Raw genomic sequence first — 17,356 nt, forward strand, 5'->3', positions numbered from 1 at the left:
GACAGCAACGGGCGAGTCCATACATAGGAGCTTGCCTTGCAAGCGAACTTTGAATTCGCCTGCAGGGCAGGCTCCCACGACAGTGGCCTCTTAGCACCGACCGCGACTTACTGCCAATCGGCGTCAAAGCCGTCCGGTTTGATCACCAGAACGTCGTTGCGGGCATGCACCAGCAGGGACTCAGCGGTGGCGCCCAGCAGCAGGCGTTCCACTTTGTTGCGGCGAACCGTCCCCACCACCAGTACATCTGTGCCGTTATTTTCACAGTAGTCAGCCAGGGTGCCGGCGATCGGTCCTTCCAACATTTCCGTGCGTTCCAGCGGTAGATCGTGGCGCTCGGCGAAACGGTCCAGAGCTTCGCGGTGGCTTTTGCGAATGCTCTCGGCGCTGGCGGCGTATTCCGGCAACGCTTCGCCCGCCACCAACAACAACGTTTCGTCCGGGTGCTCGAGCACATGCACGGCGTTGAGTGATGCCTGCAGCGGCGCCGACCATTCCCGCGCCGCGCTCAGCACGGCACTGTCCAGGCCGCTCTCGTCCTCTTCCTCCGGTTCGATCGCCGCGGTAAACACAGGTGTTTCACTCCAGGGACGGTCCTGCACGCAAAGCACGGGGCAGGGTGCCCGACGAATCAACAACCAGTCCCGCGGCGTAAACAGGTGGCGCCTCAGGGTGCCTTCCTCACTGGTATGTACCACCACCAGACGTGGTCTGGCGGCAATGACCGTCTGCCGCAGGTCCTCATCCTGATCCTTGTGCGTGGTGATATGCACGGTGGCCTCGGTACCCGCCAGCAAGTCCTGAATGCGCCGTTCCCAGGCATTGCGAATTTGCTGTTCGGCCGCTTGGCGGCGCTTCTGGTCAAGCCCCACCGCGCGACGCATGGCCGACGAATCACTATTGACGGCCACCACTAGCGGGCAGCTCAGCGCCGCGGCCAGCAACCGGCCTTTCTTCAGCGCCGGCTGCGGGGCCTTCAGGTGCCGGTCCAGGACGACGAGAATGCCATTGGTCGGAATAGTCATGGTGCCTCCACATGTAGTCTGCCGCCACCGCAAAGCGCCTCACGGTCGACGATTTCCACATCCCTGCCGTCCACCAGCAGCATATCCTGCTGCTGAAAACGGGTGAAAATGCGGCTAACCGTTTCCACCGCCAGTCCCAGATAATTGGCGATGTCATAGCGGGACATGGGCAGGCGGAAGCGGCGGCTGCTCAAACCCCGGCGCTGCTGACGCGCGGCCAGGGATAACAGTAGAGAGGCCACTCTGTCATCCGCGCTCTTCTTGCTCAACAGCATGTGCAGTTCGCGGTCGGCGCGGATCTCGTTGCTCATCAGCGAGAAGAAGTGATGCTGCAAGGAGGGGATGCGTTGGGACAGATCTTCCAGGCGATGGAAGGGGATCTCGCACACGGTAGCGGTTTCCAGCGCCTTGGCATTGGAAACATGGTGCGCGGTACTGATGCCGTCCATGCCGATGATCTCGCCTGGCAGGTAAAACCCGGTAACCTGTTCTTCCCCCTCATCGGAGAGGACATAGGTCTTCAGTGCGCCGGAGCGCACGGCATAAACGGCGCTGAACGGGGCGGCGGCACGAAACAGGTGCTCTCCGCGCTTCAGCGGGCGGCCACGGCGGATGATGCCATCCAGTTCGTCGAGCTGGGAAGGCGCCACCGCCAACGGCAGGCAAATGGGGCTGAGACTACAGTCGTTGCATGAAACGTGACGAGGCATGCTGCGTACCTCCATATTGGATACACTGCGTATTGCAATTACGGCTTGAGACATTATGGTCTCCCGGATCGGTAACGGCGAGCTAAATAATGCGACTGAATCGCTGTGGGTTCGGGGTGCCGGCATAGCGGTCGAACAACATCACCAGAGCGCGCACCACCAGGCGCCCGGTGTCAGTGACCTTCAACACGGGGCCGTTCATATCAATCAGCCCCAGTTTTTCGAATTCACCCAGCGCGGCCAGCTGGTCCTTGAAGTAATCGGCGAAATCCACTTCCCAACGCTGCCGGAAGGCGACCAGATCCAGCCGCAGGTCGCACAGCAGCCCCATGATCACGTCACGGCGCAGGCGGTCATCCCAGTCAAGCAGGAAGCCGCGTTCAATCGGCATGCGACCCGCTTGCACGGCTTCCTGCCAGTTGCTCAGAACCTTGAGGTTCTGTGCGTAGAAATCATCAAAAGCGCTGATCGCGCTGACCCCCATGCCCAGAAGATCGGCGTCGCCATGTAGCGAGTAGCCTTGAAAATTGCGGTGCAGGGTGCCGTTGCGCTGCGCTACCGCCATGGGATCATCCGGCAGGGCAAAATGATCCATGCCGATCAGCACATAGCCGGCCGCCTCCAGGGTTTCGCCCGCCAGTTTCAGCATGGCGAGTTTTTCCTCCGGGCTGGGCAGCGCGGTTTCCTGGATCTGCCGCTGCACCTTGAAGCGCGCCGGCATGTGGGCGTAGTTGTAAAGGGAAATGCGCTCCGGGCGTAAAGCCAGCAATTGTTCCAGGGAGCGAGCCAGGCTGGAGGAAGACTGCCAGGGCAAGCCGTAAATCATGTCGGCGTTGATGGAGTGGAAACCGAAATCCCGGGCCGCGTCGAATACTTCGGTGATCAGCTCAAGGGATTGTTCCCGATTCACCGCCTTCTGCACCACCGGATCCAGATCCTGAATACCGATACTGAGCCGGTTGAAACCCAGCCCCCGCAGCAGCCCCAGACGGGCGCGATCCACCGTGCGCGGGTCCACTTCGATGGCGTACTCGCCGCGATCCTCTTCCAGCAGGTTGAAATGACGGGCCAGGTCATAAACCAGCTCGGTCATCTGCGCATCGCTGAGGTAGGTGGGGGTGCCACCGCCCCAGTGCATCTGCACCACGGGCCGCTGCGGGTCCACCAGCGCCGCCTTGGCTTTGATCTCCTGCTTCAGGAAGGTCAGATAATCCTCGGCCTTGGCCCGGTTGCCGGTGATGATGCGGTTGCAGGCGCAGTAGTAACACACCGTGGCGCAGAATGGGATGTGACAGTACAGCGACAGTGGGCGACGGGCCTGATTGCCGCGAGCAACGGCGCGCCGATAGTCCTCCTCGCCGACTTCCTCATGGAACTGGGTGGCCGGTGGGTAGGACGTGTAGCGAGGCCCGGGACCTCCGAATCGGCGGATCAGATCCGGATTCCATTGCGTCATGTCAGCGCTCCAAAGGGGAATGGCGGCATCATGCCACTATGAACACAGCCGACCTTGATGCAGATCAAGGATAGTGATGAGCATGGACATCTCCGGGCAGCCCGTGTTGAAGAAACACCAGCGCCAGCGCCAGCGTCATCGCCGCCGCCACATATCGGGCGGGCCCCCGCCGCAACCGCGACAGTTGCCCGCCGAGTACACCGGCGGCCCCCACCGGCAGCAGGGTAGTGGCGCCGAACATGCCCATGACCAGGGCACCGTCAGCCCATTCACCGGTTCCGGCGGCCAGCACCAGGGCGGAATAAAGCAGTCCACAGGGCAAGAACCCCCACAGCCCGCCCAGCGCCAGCGCCTTGAGCGGGTGGTCCACCGGCATCAAACGGCGAGTCAACGGGGACAGCCGCCGCCACAGTCCGGCCCCGAGACGCTCCAGAGCCCGGATCGGCGCACTGTGGCCGAGGAAATGAGCGGTCAGCAAAACCATCAGGAGCGCTGACAGTAACGCTGGCCAGTGCCAGCCGTCGCCTGCCGGGCCACTGGCCAATTGCCCGCCCAGCTCCCCGGCGATCGCGCCCAGGCCGGCGTAACTCAACAGGCGGCCGCTGCCAAACAAGCTCTGCCAGGCGATCAGCCTGCTGCCACGCCGTCGTTCTTCGGGGATCGAGAAACTCAGGGCGGCGGCGATGCCGCCGCACATTCCCGCGCAGTGAAGGGCCCCGCCGACACCGAGGGCGAGAGCGCCGGTCAACGCCACGGTAAGCGGGTCAACGATCATCACCCACCCCCTTGCCAGCATTACGGCGCTGTTCCCGGTCTTCGAAAATCACCGTCCAGGCGGCATGATCCAGGTCCTCGAACTGGCCCTGGCGTAAAGCCTTGAACAGCGCCCACACCGCTACGGCGAGGAACAGCAAGGCCACCGGAATCAACAAGAGGAGGCTTTCCATGTGGTTATCCTGTTGGCATTGAGCGTCACCAGAAGTGACGAAGCTGACATCCCCAGAGCCGCGGCCCAGGGTGGGATCCAGCCAGCCATGGCCAGAGGAATCGCCACCAGGTTGTAGCCGAGAGCCCAGGTCAGGTTCTGGCGGATCACCGCCCGGCAGCGATCCGCCAGACGGGGCAGATCGGCCAGCCCCTGCAGCCCTTCGTTGAGCAGATAAACGCCAGCGGCGCGGCGGGCCAGACTGGACGCCGCCGCCGGCGCCACGGAGACCGTGGCCCGCAACAGTGCGGGAGCATCGTTGATGCCATCCCCCACCATCATTTGCGGTCCTTCCTGTTGTTCCAGCTTCTGTAACCAGGCGGCTTTGTCATGGGGCGTCAATCGCGAGCGGGCTTCGCCCATGCCCAGTTCTTCAGCCAGCGTGGCCACTGGCTCCGCGGCGTCACCACTGGCCATGCGCAGCCGCCAACCCCGTTGACGCAGTTGATCAAGTACCGCCGGGGCTTCCGCGCGCGGTTGATCCCGCAACCAGAACAGTGCCTGCGTCCGGCCGTCACGGGTGAGAGCCAGACAAGTCTCACTGCCACGGCTCAGCTCCGGCGCACCGCCCATGGCCCACTGGTGGCCCTGGAAGCGGCCACTGGCTCCGGCAGGGCTCAAACGCAAATCCTCGATCGGCACCGGTGAGAGGTCATCGAAAGCGCGCGCCAGCGGGTGCGGGTGGTCCCGCTCCAACCCGGCTGCGATTCGGGGCAGGGTGGTGAGCCATTCCGATTCGACGTCGGCGGCGGCTCGCCACTCCACCCGTTGGAACCGGCCGGTGGTCAAAGTGCCGGTTTTGTCGAACAGGACGCCGCGAATACCCGGCAAGGATAAAAACTGAGAGGGGGAAGCAATCAGCAAGCCCAGCTTCAGCCCCCGGGCCAGCGTGGCGGAGAGCGTTAACGGCACCGCCAAAGCCAGGGCGCAAGGACAGGTCACCACCAGCAGGGCGAGCATGTGCTCGAATGCCTGTGCCGGGCCGCGATGCCAATGCAACACAAGGGTGGCCATGGCCAATGCCAGCACCGTCGCGGTGAACAGAGGGGCCACTCTTTGCCAGTCCCGCACCACCGTCACTCGTTCTTCCTGCGCGCGCGCCACCTGTTCGCCAATGCGCGCGACCAGGCTACTGTCGGCGGCACTCGCGGCCTCGATATCCACACCACCTTCCAGGATCCGGCACCCGGCCTGCACCGTGTCGCCGATGGTACGGGTACGCGGCAGGGATTCGCCGGTCAGGGCCGCCTCGTTAAAGCGAGCCTCTCCAGCGCGGATGACACCATCCACCGGCACGGTTTCCCCCTGGCTGACCCGCACGGTATCGCCGGCGCACAGCTGGGCGGTGGCCACCCAGTCGCCGCCGCCGGCGTCATCCAGCCGCCGCACCACCAGAGGCAACGTATCCTGCAACTGCTGCCAGGAGCGCTGGATGTGCTGACGCTGATGCAGTTCCAGCCAGCGGCTGAGCAGCAGGAAGAACACGAACATGGCGGCGGAATCGAAGTAAACGTGCTCACCACCACTGGCCATTACCACCAGCGAACCGCCCCAGGCCAGCAACAACGCCAGGGCCACCGGCACGTCCATGGTCGGGCGGCGCACTTTCAGGCTCCGCCAGGCGCCCTGAAAAAACGGCCAGCCGGAGTAAAACACCACCGGTGTGGCCACCAGCAGGCCGGCCAGCCGGAACAAGTCCTGGTAAATGCGATCCGTGCCTTCGAACACACCGATATAAAGGGCGGCGGAATACATCATGGCCTGCATCGCCCCCAGGCCGGCCAATGCCAACCGACCCAGCAGACGACGCCGTTCTTTCTGCTGATGCCCCTCCCAGGTGGGGTCGCCCGGCAAGGCGACCCGGTAGCCCAATTCCAGAATGCGCCGCACGGCATTGCGGGGAAATAAGGGCTCGGCGGCGTCATATTCCAGGGTCAATTGCATGCTGGCCAGATTGACCTGAACCGAACGGGCGCCGGGCAGCCCCATCACCACTTTTTCAATCAGCCAGCAGCACGCCGCGCAAGTAAGTCCGGAGACTTGCAGCCGCAAGCGGCGCCGGCCGTCCTGCTCCTGGATGTGAGCGGCCAGCAACTGGGGCACATCGAACAATGCCAGAGTGCGCTCCGTTTCCTCGCTGGCCACCAGCGGCCCGTTATTGCTGCGGATAGCGTAATAGTCTTCCAGGCCGAGACGATGAATCATCTCCACGGCGGCGGCGCAGCCGGGACAGCAGGTGGGTTTTTCCCCTCCCGGAGTGCGGGCAACGAAAGGTGATACACCAACCCCTTCGCCACAGTGCCAGCAGGCCGTACTCATGGCGCGCCCTGTAGTGGCCGCAGCCGCTGACGCAATCGCCAATGTCCCTGTTCCGGCGTCACCGTCACCACCCAGTGATCGGTCGCCGCCAGAGCGCCACCGTCGGCGCGATAACGACCACCCCCCTGATGGATGAACGTCATGGCAATATCGCGCTCGGCGAAGGTCGGGTGGCGGAACGCCAGTTGCAGCCGTTCAGGCCAGGGCATGGGCACTTTGCTGGTCAATTGCAGGGAGGCCGGTTCACCGGCGTACAGTTGCAGTTCGAGGCCAAGCCGGCGGGCCTGATCCAGGTCGGCCATGGAACGGTTGATGGCCTTGCCCTGTTGATACCAGTCGTCCGCCACGGTGGCGTCGGCATGGCGTATCGCCAGAGTCAGGGTGACCATGCCGCCCACCACCGAGGACAGCGGGATCAGAATAACCAGCCACACCAACGGGTAGCGGTACCAGGGCAGGGTGCCATCACGGAGCGATGAAGCGTGATTCATGGCGCACCTCCAGATCAGGCACATCCAGATCCTGTACCCGGAACCAAATGGTCCGGCTGTCCAGATCGGCGACATAGGGGTCGTAGCTGACGGTAACGGGCAGGCTTCGGTGTTGTCCGCCCTCCAGCGTCACGGTCATTTCGCCATGGACCAGTTTCAGGCCTTCCGGCGCTTCCAGGGTGACGCGATAGCGGTGGCTGTGCTGGTCCTTGTTCAGCAGTTCCAGGCGGTAGCTGTTTTCCACCTCACCCAGGCTGGTGAGTCGGTAGAGTTGGTTACGGTCACGCAATACATCCACTTGCAGCGGCACCCGGCTGTACAGCGCCCAGGCAAACGCCAGCGACAACAGGGAAATCACCACGCCATAGCCGATCAGGCGTGGCCTCAGTACCTGATGGCGGCCGCCGGCGAGGGCGTTTTCGGTGGTGTACCGAATCAGTCCCCGGGGCTTGTCGATGCGGTCCATCACCTGATCGCAGGCGTCGATACAGGCGGCACAGGTGATGCATTCGTACTGCAGGCCATCGCGAATATCGATACCGGTGGGGCAGACCTGAACGCACAGGCTGCAGTCCACGCAATCACCGGCCAGGGGGGCGGCCTGCTTTTTACGGGAGCCGCGGCCACGCGGTTCGCCCCGGGCGGTATCGTAGGACACGATAAGCGTGTCGCGATCGAACATCACGCTCTGGAAGCGCGCGTAGGGGCACATGTACAGGCATACCTGTTCGCGCAGGAAGCCGGCATTACCGTAGGTGGCGACGGTGAAGAAGCCGATCCAGAACAGCGCCCAGCCCCCCACCTGGGCGGTGAAAAAGTCTGGCACCAGCTCACGGATCGGGGTGAAGTAGCCGACGAAGGTCAGTCCCGTGACCAGCCCTAGCAACAGCCAGCACAGGTGCTTGCCAGTGCGACGCCAGAGTTTGTTGAACGACCAGGGCGCCTTGTCGAGCTTCATGCGCTGATGGCGGTCGCCTTCGAATATCCGTTCGATGCCCATGAAGAAACGGGTCCAGGTGGTCTGCGGGCAGACATAACCGCAGTAGACCCGTCCGGCCAGAACGGTAAAGAAGAACAGGGCGAACGCGGCCAGCATCAACGCCCAGGCCAGGAACAGGAAGTCCTGCGGCCAGAAGGTGATACCGAAGATGTGGAAACTGCGATGGGGCAGGTCGAACAGTACCGCCTGGCGCCCCTGCCACTGCACCCAGGGCAGTATCAGGTACAGCCCCATGGTCATACTCAGCCCCAGATCGCGCAGACGCTGGTAATGGCCAGATACATGCTTGGCCTGAATCCGCTCGCGTTTGGCGTACAGCGCCACCGAGCGGCCGTCGTCGATGCCTTCGGAATGAACCGGGATGCGCTCCGTTTTCGACATTCTGACTACTCCTCGGTCTCCATGGATAAGCTGTAGACGTAGGCGGCCAGAACGTGGATACGTTCCGGGGTCAGCACCCCTTCATGGGCCGGCATATGCCCCTGACGGCCTTCCCGGATGGTGGTTTCGATGTCTTCCAGACGGGCCCCATGGAGCCAGATGCCGTCGGTAAGGTTGGGGGCGCCGATCATCTGGTTGCCGGTGGCGTCGGCGCCATGACAGGCCGCGCACACCTGGAACCGGGGCTCGGCCCGTTCGGCCGCGTCACGATACTCTGGCTTGTTCTTGAGGTCGGGCCGGCTGAGGGTTTGCACGTACATAGCCATGTCCCGCACCGCTTCGTCGCTGTTGCCAATGGCCGCCGCCATCGGCGTCATGGTGCCGCGGCGTCCACTGGTAATGGTCTGCACGATGGCGTCGGGGGAGCCGCCGTAGAGCCAGTCATCGTCGGTAAGGTTGGGGTAGCCGCGTGCGCCGCGCGCATCGGAGCCATGGCAGATGGCGCAGTTCTGCGCGAACAGCCGGCCACCGACGTCCCGGGTCTCGGGATAATGAGCCAGCTCAGCCACCGGAACCTTGGCGAATTCCTTGAACAGCGGCTCGCTGCTTTTTTCCACCAGCGCCACTTCCTGTTCCCACTGAGTGACGCTGGTCCAGTTCAGCAGGCCGCCGAACCGGCCCAGGCCAGGGTAGAGCACCAGATAGCCAACGGCGAAAACCAGAGTGCCGACGAACAGAAACAGCCACCAGCGGGGTAGGGGCTGGTTTCGCTCCTCGATGCCGTCGAACTTGTGACCGGTGGTGTCCTGGCGCGCCTCTTCGGCGGACAGGCGGGAGTTGGCGAACAAAAGCACCGCGCAACCCACCAGATTCAACACCACGATAAAAATGATGTACCCGCTCCAGAAATCACTCATGGATTTGCTCCCCGTCGCTCCCGGCCCGGGCCTGTTGATCGTCACGCACCGGCAGCTTGGCCAGTTCCTGATATTGCTGTTTGCGGCCGGGCCGGTAGACCCAGGCCACCAGGGCGAGAAACGCCAGGAAAAAAAGTACGGTCAGAACGCTGTGATAGGTCATTCGCGGACCTCCTTACGGGCCTGGCCAAGGGAGAGCAGGTAAGCCACCAGCGCGTCTTCCTCGCTGGCGTCGGCCCATTCGCCGTTGACCTTTTCCATTTGCTCGGCCACATCCTGCTCGCTGTAGGGCACGCCGAATATGTCCTTGAACACGCGCAGCTTTCGTTCCATGTGCTTCCAATCCACCGGCGTGTTTTGCAGCCAGGGATAGGCGGGCATATTGGACTCAGGGACCACCTCGCGTGGATCGCGCAGGTGTTCGCGATGCCATTGCTCGGTGATCGGGCGTAGTCCCACCCGTGCCAGATCCGGGCCGGTACGCTTGGACCCCCACAGGAACGGATGCTCCCAAACGTCCTCTCCGGCCACGCTGTAAGGTCCGAACCGTTCGGTTTCCGCACGCAGCGGCCGCACCATCTGGGTGTGGCATACATGGCAGCCTTCACGGATGTAGATATCGCGGCCGGCCATTTCCAAGGCATCGTAGGGCCGCAAAGTGGACATCGGCTCGGTGGTGGATTTCTGCCAAAACAGCGGCACGATCTCGGCCAGCCCGCCAAAACTCACCGCCACCAGAATCAGCACGATCAGCAGGCCCACGTTCTTTTCGATTACGGCGTGTCGGTTTGCCATCGTTGATCTCCTAGTAGGCAAGGGCCAGACGGTTGTCTTCACCGGCGTCATCACGAGTGCCGCGAATGGTGAGATAGACATTGAGTGCCATCAGCAACATGCCGACCAGGAACACCACGCCGCCGAGCAGGCGCACGATGTAGAAGGGCTGCCGTTCCACCAGTTCCTGAACGAAGTTGTAGGTGAGGGTGCCGTCGTCGTTGACCGCCCGCCACATCAAACCCTGCATGATCCCGGACACCCACATGGCGGCGATGTAGAGCACCGTGCCGATGGTGGAAAGCCAGAAATGCACATTGATCCAGCTCACCGAATACATGCGTTGACGGCCAAACAGGCGCGGCGTCATGACATAAAGCGCGCCGATGGAGATCATCGCCACCCAGCCCAGCGCGCCGGCGTGCACGTGGCCGATGGTCCAGTCGGTGTTATGGCTGAGGGCATTGACCGTCTTGATCGACATCAGCGGCCCTTCAAAAGTGCTCATGCCGTAGAAGGAGAGAGCGACGATCAGGAAGCGGATAATCGGGTCGTCACGCAACTTGTGCCAGGCGCCGGACAGCGTCATGACACCGTTGATCATGCCGCCCCAGCTGGGCGCCAGCAGGACAATGGAGAACACCATACCCACGGACTGGGCCCAATCCGGCAGGGAGGAATAGTGCAGATGGTGCGGACCGGCCCACATGTACACCGCGATCAGTGCCCAGAAGTGAACGATGGACAAACGGTAGGAATAGACCGGACGTTCCGCCTGAATCGGCACGTAGTAATACATCATGCCAAGGAAGCCGGCGGTGAGGAAAAAGCCCACGGCGTTATGGCCATACCACCACTGCACCATGGCATCGATGGCGCCGGCATAGGCCGAATAAGACTTGGTCAGGGAAATCGGTATGGCGGCGCTATTGACGATGTGCAACAGCGCCACCGCCAGAATGAAGCCGCCATAGAACCAGTTGGCCACATAAATGTGCCCGGTGCGCCGTTTCGCGATGGTGCCGAAAAAGACCACCGCGTAGGCCACCCAGACCAGGGCCAGCAGAATATCGATCGGCCACTCCAGCTCCGCGTACTCCTTGGCGCTGGTGAACCCCAGCGGCAGACTCACAGCGGCGAGAACGATGACCGCCTGATACCCCCAGAACACGAAAGCCGCCAGCCCCGGCAACACCAATGGGGCCTGGCAGGTACGCTGAACCACATATAAGGACGTGCCGATCAGGGCACAACCGCCAAAGGCGAAGATGACGGCATTGGTGTGCAGCGGGCGAAGGCGCCCAAAACTGAGCCAGGGCAAATCAAAGTTCAAGGCAGGCCAGGCCAGTTGCGCGGCGATCCAGACCCCCACGAACATGCCCACGACCCCCCAAACCACGGTCATGACTGTAAATTGGCGAACCACACGATAGTGGTACGCCGGCGGCGCAGCGGCGTCTTGCATGATGTTGTCCTTGCAGATTGAGGCGTGTGCAAGGTATCAGCCGGCGCTAAAGCTGCCCTTGATATACATCAATACAACCGTGACGGATGCGGAAATCCCGATCTGAAAGGCCGGCAGATATCTGCCGGTGGCAGGCCAATCAAGAAAATGAACGCTTATGAAAAGCATTATCATTATTGACCCAGGCAGATTCTCTCCGGATAATCCCTATCCCTTCGGTAGAGAAACGTAAACGCGCTGTTCAGGCTCATGGGGAGCGCCAGGCCACGTCTTCACCTTTGGGGGTTCAAATGATTGATCGCAACAGCACAGTCCGACGCCAGGCCAATAGACCACGATGCCGGCGAACCACGACCGCTCTGCTATGTGGCACGACTCTGGCTATTGCCCCGATGATTGGGAGCGCGCAGGAGTCTGACGGCGGGAATGAGGAAGAAACGGTATATCGTCTCGCTCCCATTATCGTCAATACGCACGTGGTAGCCCCTGATGATGATGCCAACTCCACTGTTGCCCGGGAGTTATGGGTGGGCGGCAAGGTCGCAACCAGCATCCTCGACACACCTGCCTCCGTGTCGGTCATTACGGAAAAGGAGATCGAGCAGCGAAACGCGAATACCACCGAGGAGGTCCTGCAATATACGCCAGGGATCATCACCGACTACTACGGCACCGACGACCGTAACGACTATTTCAAGATTCGAGGATTCCAGGCCACTACTTACCGTGACGGCATGACACTGGGATCGATGCGCGGTGTGCGTGAGGAGCCTTACGCCTATGAGCGCGTGGAAGTACTGCGTGGAGCCAACTCCACCTTGTTCGGCCCAGCGGATCCTGGGGGATCAGTGAACTTCGTCAGCAAGCGACCGAAGTTTTATCGCTTTGGTGAGGGTTACCTGGGCTATGGTTCCTTCGACCAGAAAGAGGCCGGCATTGATGTGGGGGATGCATTGGACGCCGACCAGACACTGGCCTATCGCTTCACCGGAAAATTCAAGGATGGCGAGCGCGAATACGACCACTCGAAAGACGACAATCAGTTCTTTATGGGGTCACTGACCTGGGAGCCGACAGCGTATACCTCCGCCACGCTGATCCTGGACTATCTTAAGCGGGACAGCACGCCCAACAGTGGCGGTTATCCGCTTGATCGGGAATATGATCGCAATGATTTCTTTGGTGAGCCTGATTTCAACTATCACGACGTTGAACGAACCAGTATGACCGGGCAGCTCACCCATGATTTCAATAATGGGCTTACCCTGCGTGGGAATCTGCGCTACAGCGATCTGACCGATGATTTTGGTTACGTTTATCTGACGGATTCCGTCGCAAGAACAGGCACGGTGGTGGATCGGGATTACTTCGGCACCGACAGTAAGGCGCATGAACTGATCGGAAACGTCATTCTGCAATACGATGCCAGCTTCGATCACGTCGACAGCAGCACATTGCTGGGGATCGAATACCGTGACGCCTCAACGGATGACAGCTCCTTCTATGGGGATGCGGAATCAATTGATATCGAAGACCCGGCTTACTCCGGGGCTCCGAGCAGCCTGAATATCTATAGCACCAACAAGCAGGATTACACCACCAAATCAGTTTTCCTGACACAGAACTTATCTTTTTATGATCGATTCGTTATCACGGCTGGGGTTCGCAATGACTCAATGGATCTTTCCAGCGAGGGGAGCTCATACGGTTCGCCTTTCGATGACAGCGATGACTTTTCGGAAACTTCGGCCCGGGGCGCTCTGACCTATAAAGTCAGTGACGGATTCTCCACCTATATCAGTTATGTGGAATCGGTAGCACCGCCAGCCATCGGTGTTAAACCGGAACGCGGTGAGCAGCACGAGATAGGGGTGAAATACGCGCCCGCGGGTATGAACGCGCTGTTCTCGGCAGCGGTCTATGAGCTGAACAAAGACGACGTTACCATTGCCGTTGTGCAGGATAACGGCACCATCGAGCAGGAAACCATTGGCGAATCCCGCGTGCGAGGTCTTGATCTGGAAGCCAGAGTCGAACTGACCGACAACCTGAGCCTTATCGGGGGCTACTCCTATATAGACCCTGAAGTGATTCGCGGCACACTCGGGGATGGCACTTCACTCGAAGGGAGGGAGTTCGCTATTGCGCCGAAACACACCGCCTCGCTCTGGGGACACTATACTCTGCCAGATACAGGTATGAGCTTCGGTCTTGGTGCCCGGCATGTCGGTTCTTATTACTTTGATGCCGCCAATACCTCCAAGAGCGATTCGGAGACGCTCTTCGACGCCTCTCTCGGCTACCAGCTCATTAAAAACGTCGACGTTTCCGTCAATGTTCAAAACCTGTTCAATGAGCAGCATGTGGTCGGGTCAGGCACAGCAAACTACTACAATCCGGGGCGCGAGATTACGGCGAAAGTCAGCTATCGCTGGTAGCCATCGGCCAGTACGCCACCGCACCCACCTCCTCGGGAGGGGGCGTCTGGCAGGGCAGGGAAGGGGGTTTACTCCTCCAAGCAGAACCGCAAAGATGCTCTCGTCCTGGGGAGGAGGCGTGGGGGAGGTATTGCTAGAGCCCTGAGGAGCGAGCACGCCCATCATGAACAACAAATTACTTTAAGAAATCATTTTAACTTTATGTTTTTATTAAATTTTATAAAAATCAAAATCAACAAAAAACCAAGCTGTTTGTTTATTATTTGACCTCAACCATGGTTCGCCTAGACTCAATCTCACAGGGCCGGTTTAACCAAGCCCTCCTGGGGAACAATACAACAACACGAAGAAGGGGAATTCCATGTCCATGGATTTTGAAGACCGTTTGGAACAAATGCGGTCCAAAGTAGGGCAGTTGGCTGGAGACCTGGCCACGGAAGAAGCCACGAAAAACGCTCTTGTAATGCCATTTATAAAAGACATTCTGGGTTATGACGTATTCAATCCACTGGAAGTCATTCCCGAGTTCACCGCGGATCAGGGCATCAAAAAGGGAGAAAAGGTCGACTACGCGGTTAAACAACATGGTTCGATTCAGATCCTCATAGAGTGCAAACGAGCCGGCGATGAGTTGGGCTTTAAGCATGCATCTCAACTCTATCGCTATTTTTCGGTGACAGAGGCTCGTATTGCCATTCTCACGAATGGCATTCGCTATCAATTCTTCACGGATCTTGATGCCGCCAATCGCATGGACAAAAACCCCTTTATGGAGGTCGATTTCACCAACTTCAATTGGCGATTATCTGACGAGATCCGAAAGCTATCCAAGAACGATTTTGATCTGGGTGATGTCATCACCGCCGCCGGCGAGCTGAAATATACCAATCGCATCAAGAAGCTGATTGCCGAGGAGTTCTCGCAACCCTCCGAGGAATTCGTCGCTCTTTTCGCTGGCAAGGTTTATGACGGGCGACTCACCCAGAAAGCCAAAGAGGAATTTCGGGACATTGTACAACGAGCCACCGCCCAGTTTCTAAACGACAATTTAAACGAGCGCTTGAAAGGCGCCGTGCGTGATGATTACACCCAACGTTCCAGCGCCCTGAGCCGTCAGGAAGAGACGGAACAGGAGGAAGGCCAGGGGCCACAAATCGAAACCACGGCGGAAGAACTCCAGGGTTTCTATATCGTCCGGGCGATCCTGTCTGACCAAGTGGATATCAACCGCATCGCTGAGCGGGACACCCTGAGCTATTTCGGCGTACTACTGGATGACAACAACCGCAAGCCGATATGCCGGTTACATTTCAATCGATCCCAGAAATACATCGGCCTGTTCGATAAGGACAAAAGGGAAACCCGCCATCCAATCCGATCACCAACGGACATCTTTCAATACAAGGAGCAATTGAGGGTAACCATTGGGTACTACGACGTATCGGACACGGGTCAAGACCTGGAATCCGAAATGGCTGGCTCCTAATGAAGTGCCGATCTGGTGAAGGGGCGTTGTCATTTCTGGGGTGTCTCGGCTTATCCATAATTAGGTGTAATGTATATTATGTTAAATAAGCTATAACGATGAAAAGGACGCATCATATGGATAAGCCCTCCCTTTTGTTAAAGTTGGCCTTAACCCTGCGACAATCCGGCTACGGACATGAAAATTGGCGAACTGGCGGATATCACTGACCTTGCCCCCTCACGTATCCGCTTCTACGAGAGAATTGGCCTTCTGAAAACCGTCAGCCGCAAGGCCAACGGTTACCGCACCTATCCGCCAGAAGCCGTGACCGTGCTCAAACTGATCACCACTGCGCAACAGGCCGGCTTTAGCCTGGACGAGCTGCGTACGCTGCTGCCCGCGGATCTGGGCGCCTGGGATCATGGCTCGCTGCTTGATGCGCTTCAGCAGAAGATTCGTGACATCGAGGAGATTCAGGCACGACTGACGCAAAGCAAGGCGCAGCTACAGGCGGTCCTCGCCGAGCTCGAGTCAAAACCGGAAGACATGGACTGCGCCTCCAATGCCAAGCGGGTTCTTTCACAGTTCGGTTTGGGCACGCCAACCGCCGAAAAGTCATCATAAAATGATTTGACCTTAAAGTTGGCTTCAACGTTAGAGTCACCTCACTGACACAGTAGAGGTGCCTCACCATGACCGTGTTTACGGAGTTGACACTGCCCAACGGAGCCACCCTGGCCAACCGTATTGCCAAAGCCGCCATGGAAGAGAATATGGCGGACGAAAATTTCGCGCCTTCCGAGCAGCTTATGCAGCTTTACAAGGCTTGGGCCGATGGCGGCGCGGGGCTGTTGATCAGCGGCAACGTCATGGTGGACAGCCGGGCCATGACCGGTCCCGGCGGCGTGGTGCTGGAGAACGAAAGGTATCTTGGGCAATTCAAGCGCTGGGCCAGCACCGGTCGCGCTCAGGGCGCCCATTTCTGGATGCAGATCAATCACCCTGGACGCCAGATGCCGGGCGATCTTGCTCAGCAAACCTGGGCCCCCTCCCCGGTTTCCGTGGATCTCGGCAAGCTGTCAAAGCACTTCAATCCGCCTCGGGAAATGACCGAGGATGTTATTGAGGATGTTATTCAGCGCTTCATTCGCACCGCGAGGCTTGCCGAACAAGCCGGCTTTACCGGGGTGGAAGTGCACGCCGCCCACGGTTACCTGATCAGCCAGTTCCTGTCCCCGCTCACCAATAGGCGCACGGACAAATGGGGTGGCCCACTGGAGAACCGGGCCCGCCTGCTGCTGGAAATCGTCAGCGGAATTCGCGCCGCCGTCTCCCCTGCGTTCGCGGTCGCCGTAAAGCTCAATTCCGCCGACTTTCAGCGCGGGGGATTCAGCCAGGATGATGCCCGCCGGGTAGTCGGCATGCTCAATGAACAGGATGTGGATCTGGTTGAGCTGTCCGGTGGCAGCTATGAGGCCCCAGCCATGCATGGAGAATCCCGCGATGGCCGTACCCTGGCCCGTGAAGCCTATTTCCTGGAGTTTGCCGAGGACATAGAGAGCGTCGCTCGAATGCCGGTTATGGTGACCGGAGGTATTCGCCGCCTGCCCGTGGCGGAAAAGGTGCTAGCCAGCGGTGTGGATATGGCCGGCATCGGGACAGCCCTGGCGATCGATCCCTACCTGCCCCGGGACTGGCAACAAGGTAAACAAAACGCGCCCGAGCTTGCCCCGATCACCTGGAAGAACAAGCCATTGGCATCACTGGCCTACATGGCGGTGGTCAAGTACCAACTGGTTAAGCACAGTGTAAAACGGCGGGCCAGACCCGGCGTATCCCCGTTGTGGGCACTGCTGCTCAACCAGGTCGACAACACCTTAAGAAGCCGCAAGTATCGGCGGAAAATGTCCAGCGTCACACGGTGAAT

Annotated in this window: 16 protein-coding genes; 4 read left to right on the plus strand and 12 right to left on the minus strand. The window is 59.9% G+C overall.

What is annotated here, in order from left to right; genetic code table 11:
* Positions 1 to 107: 107 nt before the first annotated feature.
* The 12 genes from RYH70_RS10445 to ccoN form a co-directional block, all read right to left on the minus strand.
* On the minus strand, positions 108 to 1,025 hold the full coding sequence (locus RYH70_RS10445) for a universal stress protein (RefSeq protein ID WP_055100027.1): 918 nt from the start codon (positions 1,023 to 1,025) through the stop codon (positions 108 to 110).
* Positions 1,022 to 1,735: a fumarate/nitrate reduction transcriptional regulator Fnr gene (gene fnr / locus RYH70_RS10450; RefSeq protein ID WP_116028079.1), complete on the minus strand. Its 714-nt coding sequence runs from the start codon at positions 1,733 to 1,735 to the stop codon at positions 1,022 to 1,024. The genes RYH70_RS10445 and fnr overlap by 4 nt, the downstream gene beginning before the upstream one ends.
* An 82-nt stretch (positions 1,736 to 1,817) precedes the next feature.
* A complete protein-coding gene (hemN, locus tag RYH70_RS10455) occupies positions 1,818 to 3,191 on the minus strand; it encodes an oxygen-independent coproporphyrinogen III oxidase (RefSeq protein ID WP_022995070.1) in 1,374 nt (457 codons plus the stop codon).
* A gap of 64 nt (positions 3,192 to 3,255) precedes the next feature.
* A complete protein-coding gene (locus RYH70_RS10460; protein WP_284455526.1) occupies positions 3,256 to 3,966 on the minus strand; it encodes a sulfite exporter TauE/SafE family protein in 711 nt (236 codons plus the stop codon).
* Positions 3,956 to 4,138, minus strand: a complete 183-nt coding sequence (gene ccoS / locus RYH70_RS10465) for a cbb3-type cytochrome oxidase assembly protein CcoS (RefSeq protein ID WP_022995068.1) — start codon at positions 4,136 to 4,138, stop codon at positions 3,956 to 3,958. Before ccoS ends, RYH70_RS10460 begins: the two co-directional genes overlap by 11 nt.
* Positions 4,117 to 6,495 carry a heavy metal translocating P-type ATPase gene (locus tag RYH70_RS10470; RefSeq protein ID WP_317010151.1) on the minus strand — a complete coding sequence of 793 codons (2,379 nt, stop codon included), beginning with the start codon at positions 6,493 to 6,495 and terminating at the stop codon, positions 4,117 to 4,119. The genes ccoS and RYH70_RS10470 overlap by 22 nt, the downstream gene beginning before the upstream one ends.
* On the minus strand, positions 6,492 to 6,986 hold the full coding sequence (locus RYH70_RS10475) for a FixH family protein (RefSeq protein WP_116028076.1): 495 nt from the start codon (positions 6,984 to 6,986) through the stop codon (positions 6,492 to 6,494). Before RYH70_RS10475 ends, RYH70_RS10470 begins: the two co-directional genes overlap by 4 nt.
* Positions 6,961 to 8,367, minus strand: a complete 1,407-nt coding sequence (gene ccoG / locus RYH70_RS10480; protein WP_317010152.1) for a cytochrome c oxidase accessory protein CcoG — start codon at positions 8,365 to 8,367, stop codon at positions 6,961 to 6,963. Before ccoG ends, RYH70_RS10475 begins: the two co-directional genes overlap by 26 nt.
* A 5-nt stretch (positions 8,368 to 8,372) precedes the next feature.
* A complete protein-coding gene (ccoP, locus tag RYH70_RS10485) occupies positions 8,373 to 9,284 on the minus strand; it encodes a cytochrome-c oxidase, cbb3-type subunit III (protein ID WP_022995064.1) in 912 nt (303 codons plus the stop codon).
* Entirely contained in the window at positions 9,277 to 9,447 is a 171-nt protein-coding gene (locus tag RYH70_RS10490) for a cbb3-type cytochrome oxidase subunit 3 (RefSeq protein ID WP_022995063.1), read from the minus strand. The genes ccoP and RYH70_RS10490 overlap by 8 nt, the downstream gene beginning before the upstream one ends.
* Positions 9,444 to 10,079: a cytochrome-c oxidase, cbb3-type subunit II gene (ccoO, locus tag RYH70_RS10495; RefSeq protein WP_022995062.1), complete on the minus strand. Its 636-nt coding sequence runs from the start codon at positions 10,077 to 10,079 to the stop codon at positions 9,444 to 9,446. Before ccoO ends, RYH70_RS10490 begins: the two co-directional genes overlap by 4 nt.
* Positions 10,080 to 10,089: 10 nt before the next feature.
* Positions 10,090 to 11,523 (minus strand): cytochrome-c oxidase, cbb3-type subunit I, encoded by a 1,434-nt coding sequence (gene ccoN, locus RYH70_RS10500; RefSeq protein WP_022995061.1) that lies wholly within the window; start codon positions 11,521 to 11,523, stop codon positions 10,090 to 10,092.
* A gap of 290 nt (positions 11,524 to 11,813) precedes the next feature.
* Here ccoN and RYH70_RS10505 point away from each other — a divergent pair, with 290 nt between their 5' ends.
* From RYH70_RS10505 to RYH70_RS10520, 4 genes are all read left to right on the plus strand, one after another.
* On the plus strand, positions 11,814 to 13,961 hold the full coding sequence (locus RYH70_RS10505) for a TonB-dependent siderophore receptor (RefSeq protein ID WP_284455523.1): 2,148 nt from the start codon (positions 11,814 to 11,816) through the stop codon (positions 13,959 to 13,961).
* Between the two features lie 361 nt (positions 13,962 to 14,322).
* Positions 14,323 to 15,447, plus strand: coding sequence for a type I restriction enzyme HsdR N-terminal domain-containing protein (locus RYH70_RS10510; RefSeq protein ID WP_218839862.1), 1,125 nt, complete (start codon positions 14,323 to 14,325; stop codon positions 15,445 to 15,447).
* A gap of 177 nt (positions 15,448 to 15,624) precedes the next feature.
* Positions 15,625 to 16,053, plus strand: coding sequence for a MerR family transcriptional regulator (locus RYH70_RS10515; RefSeq protein WP_022995045.1), 429 nt, complete (start codon positions 15,625 to 15,627; stop codon positions 16,051 to 16,053).
* A gap of 68 nt (positions 16,054 to 16,121) precedes the next feature.
* Entirely contained in the window at positions 16,122 to 17,354 is a 1,233-nt protein-coding gene (locus tag RYH70_RS10520) for an NADH:flavin oxidoreductase/NADH oxidase family protein (protein ID WP_317010153.1), read from the plus strand.
* Positions 17,355 to 17,356: the final 2 nt, after the last annotated feature.

This window comes from Alloalcanivorax xenomutans, from assembly GCF_032810065.1.
Lineage (GTDB): Bacteria > Pseudomonadota > Gammaproteobacteria > Pseudomonadales > Alcanivoracaceae > Alloalcanivorax > Alloalcanivorax xenomutans.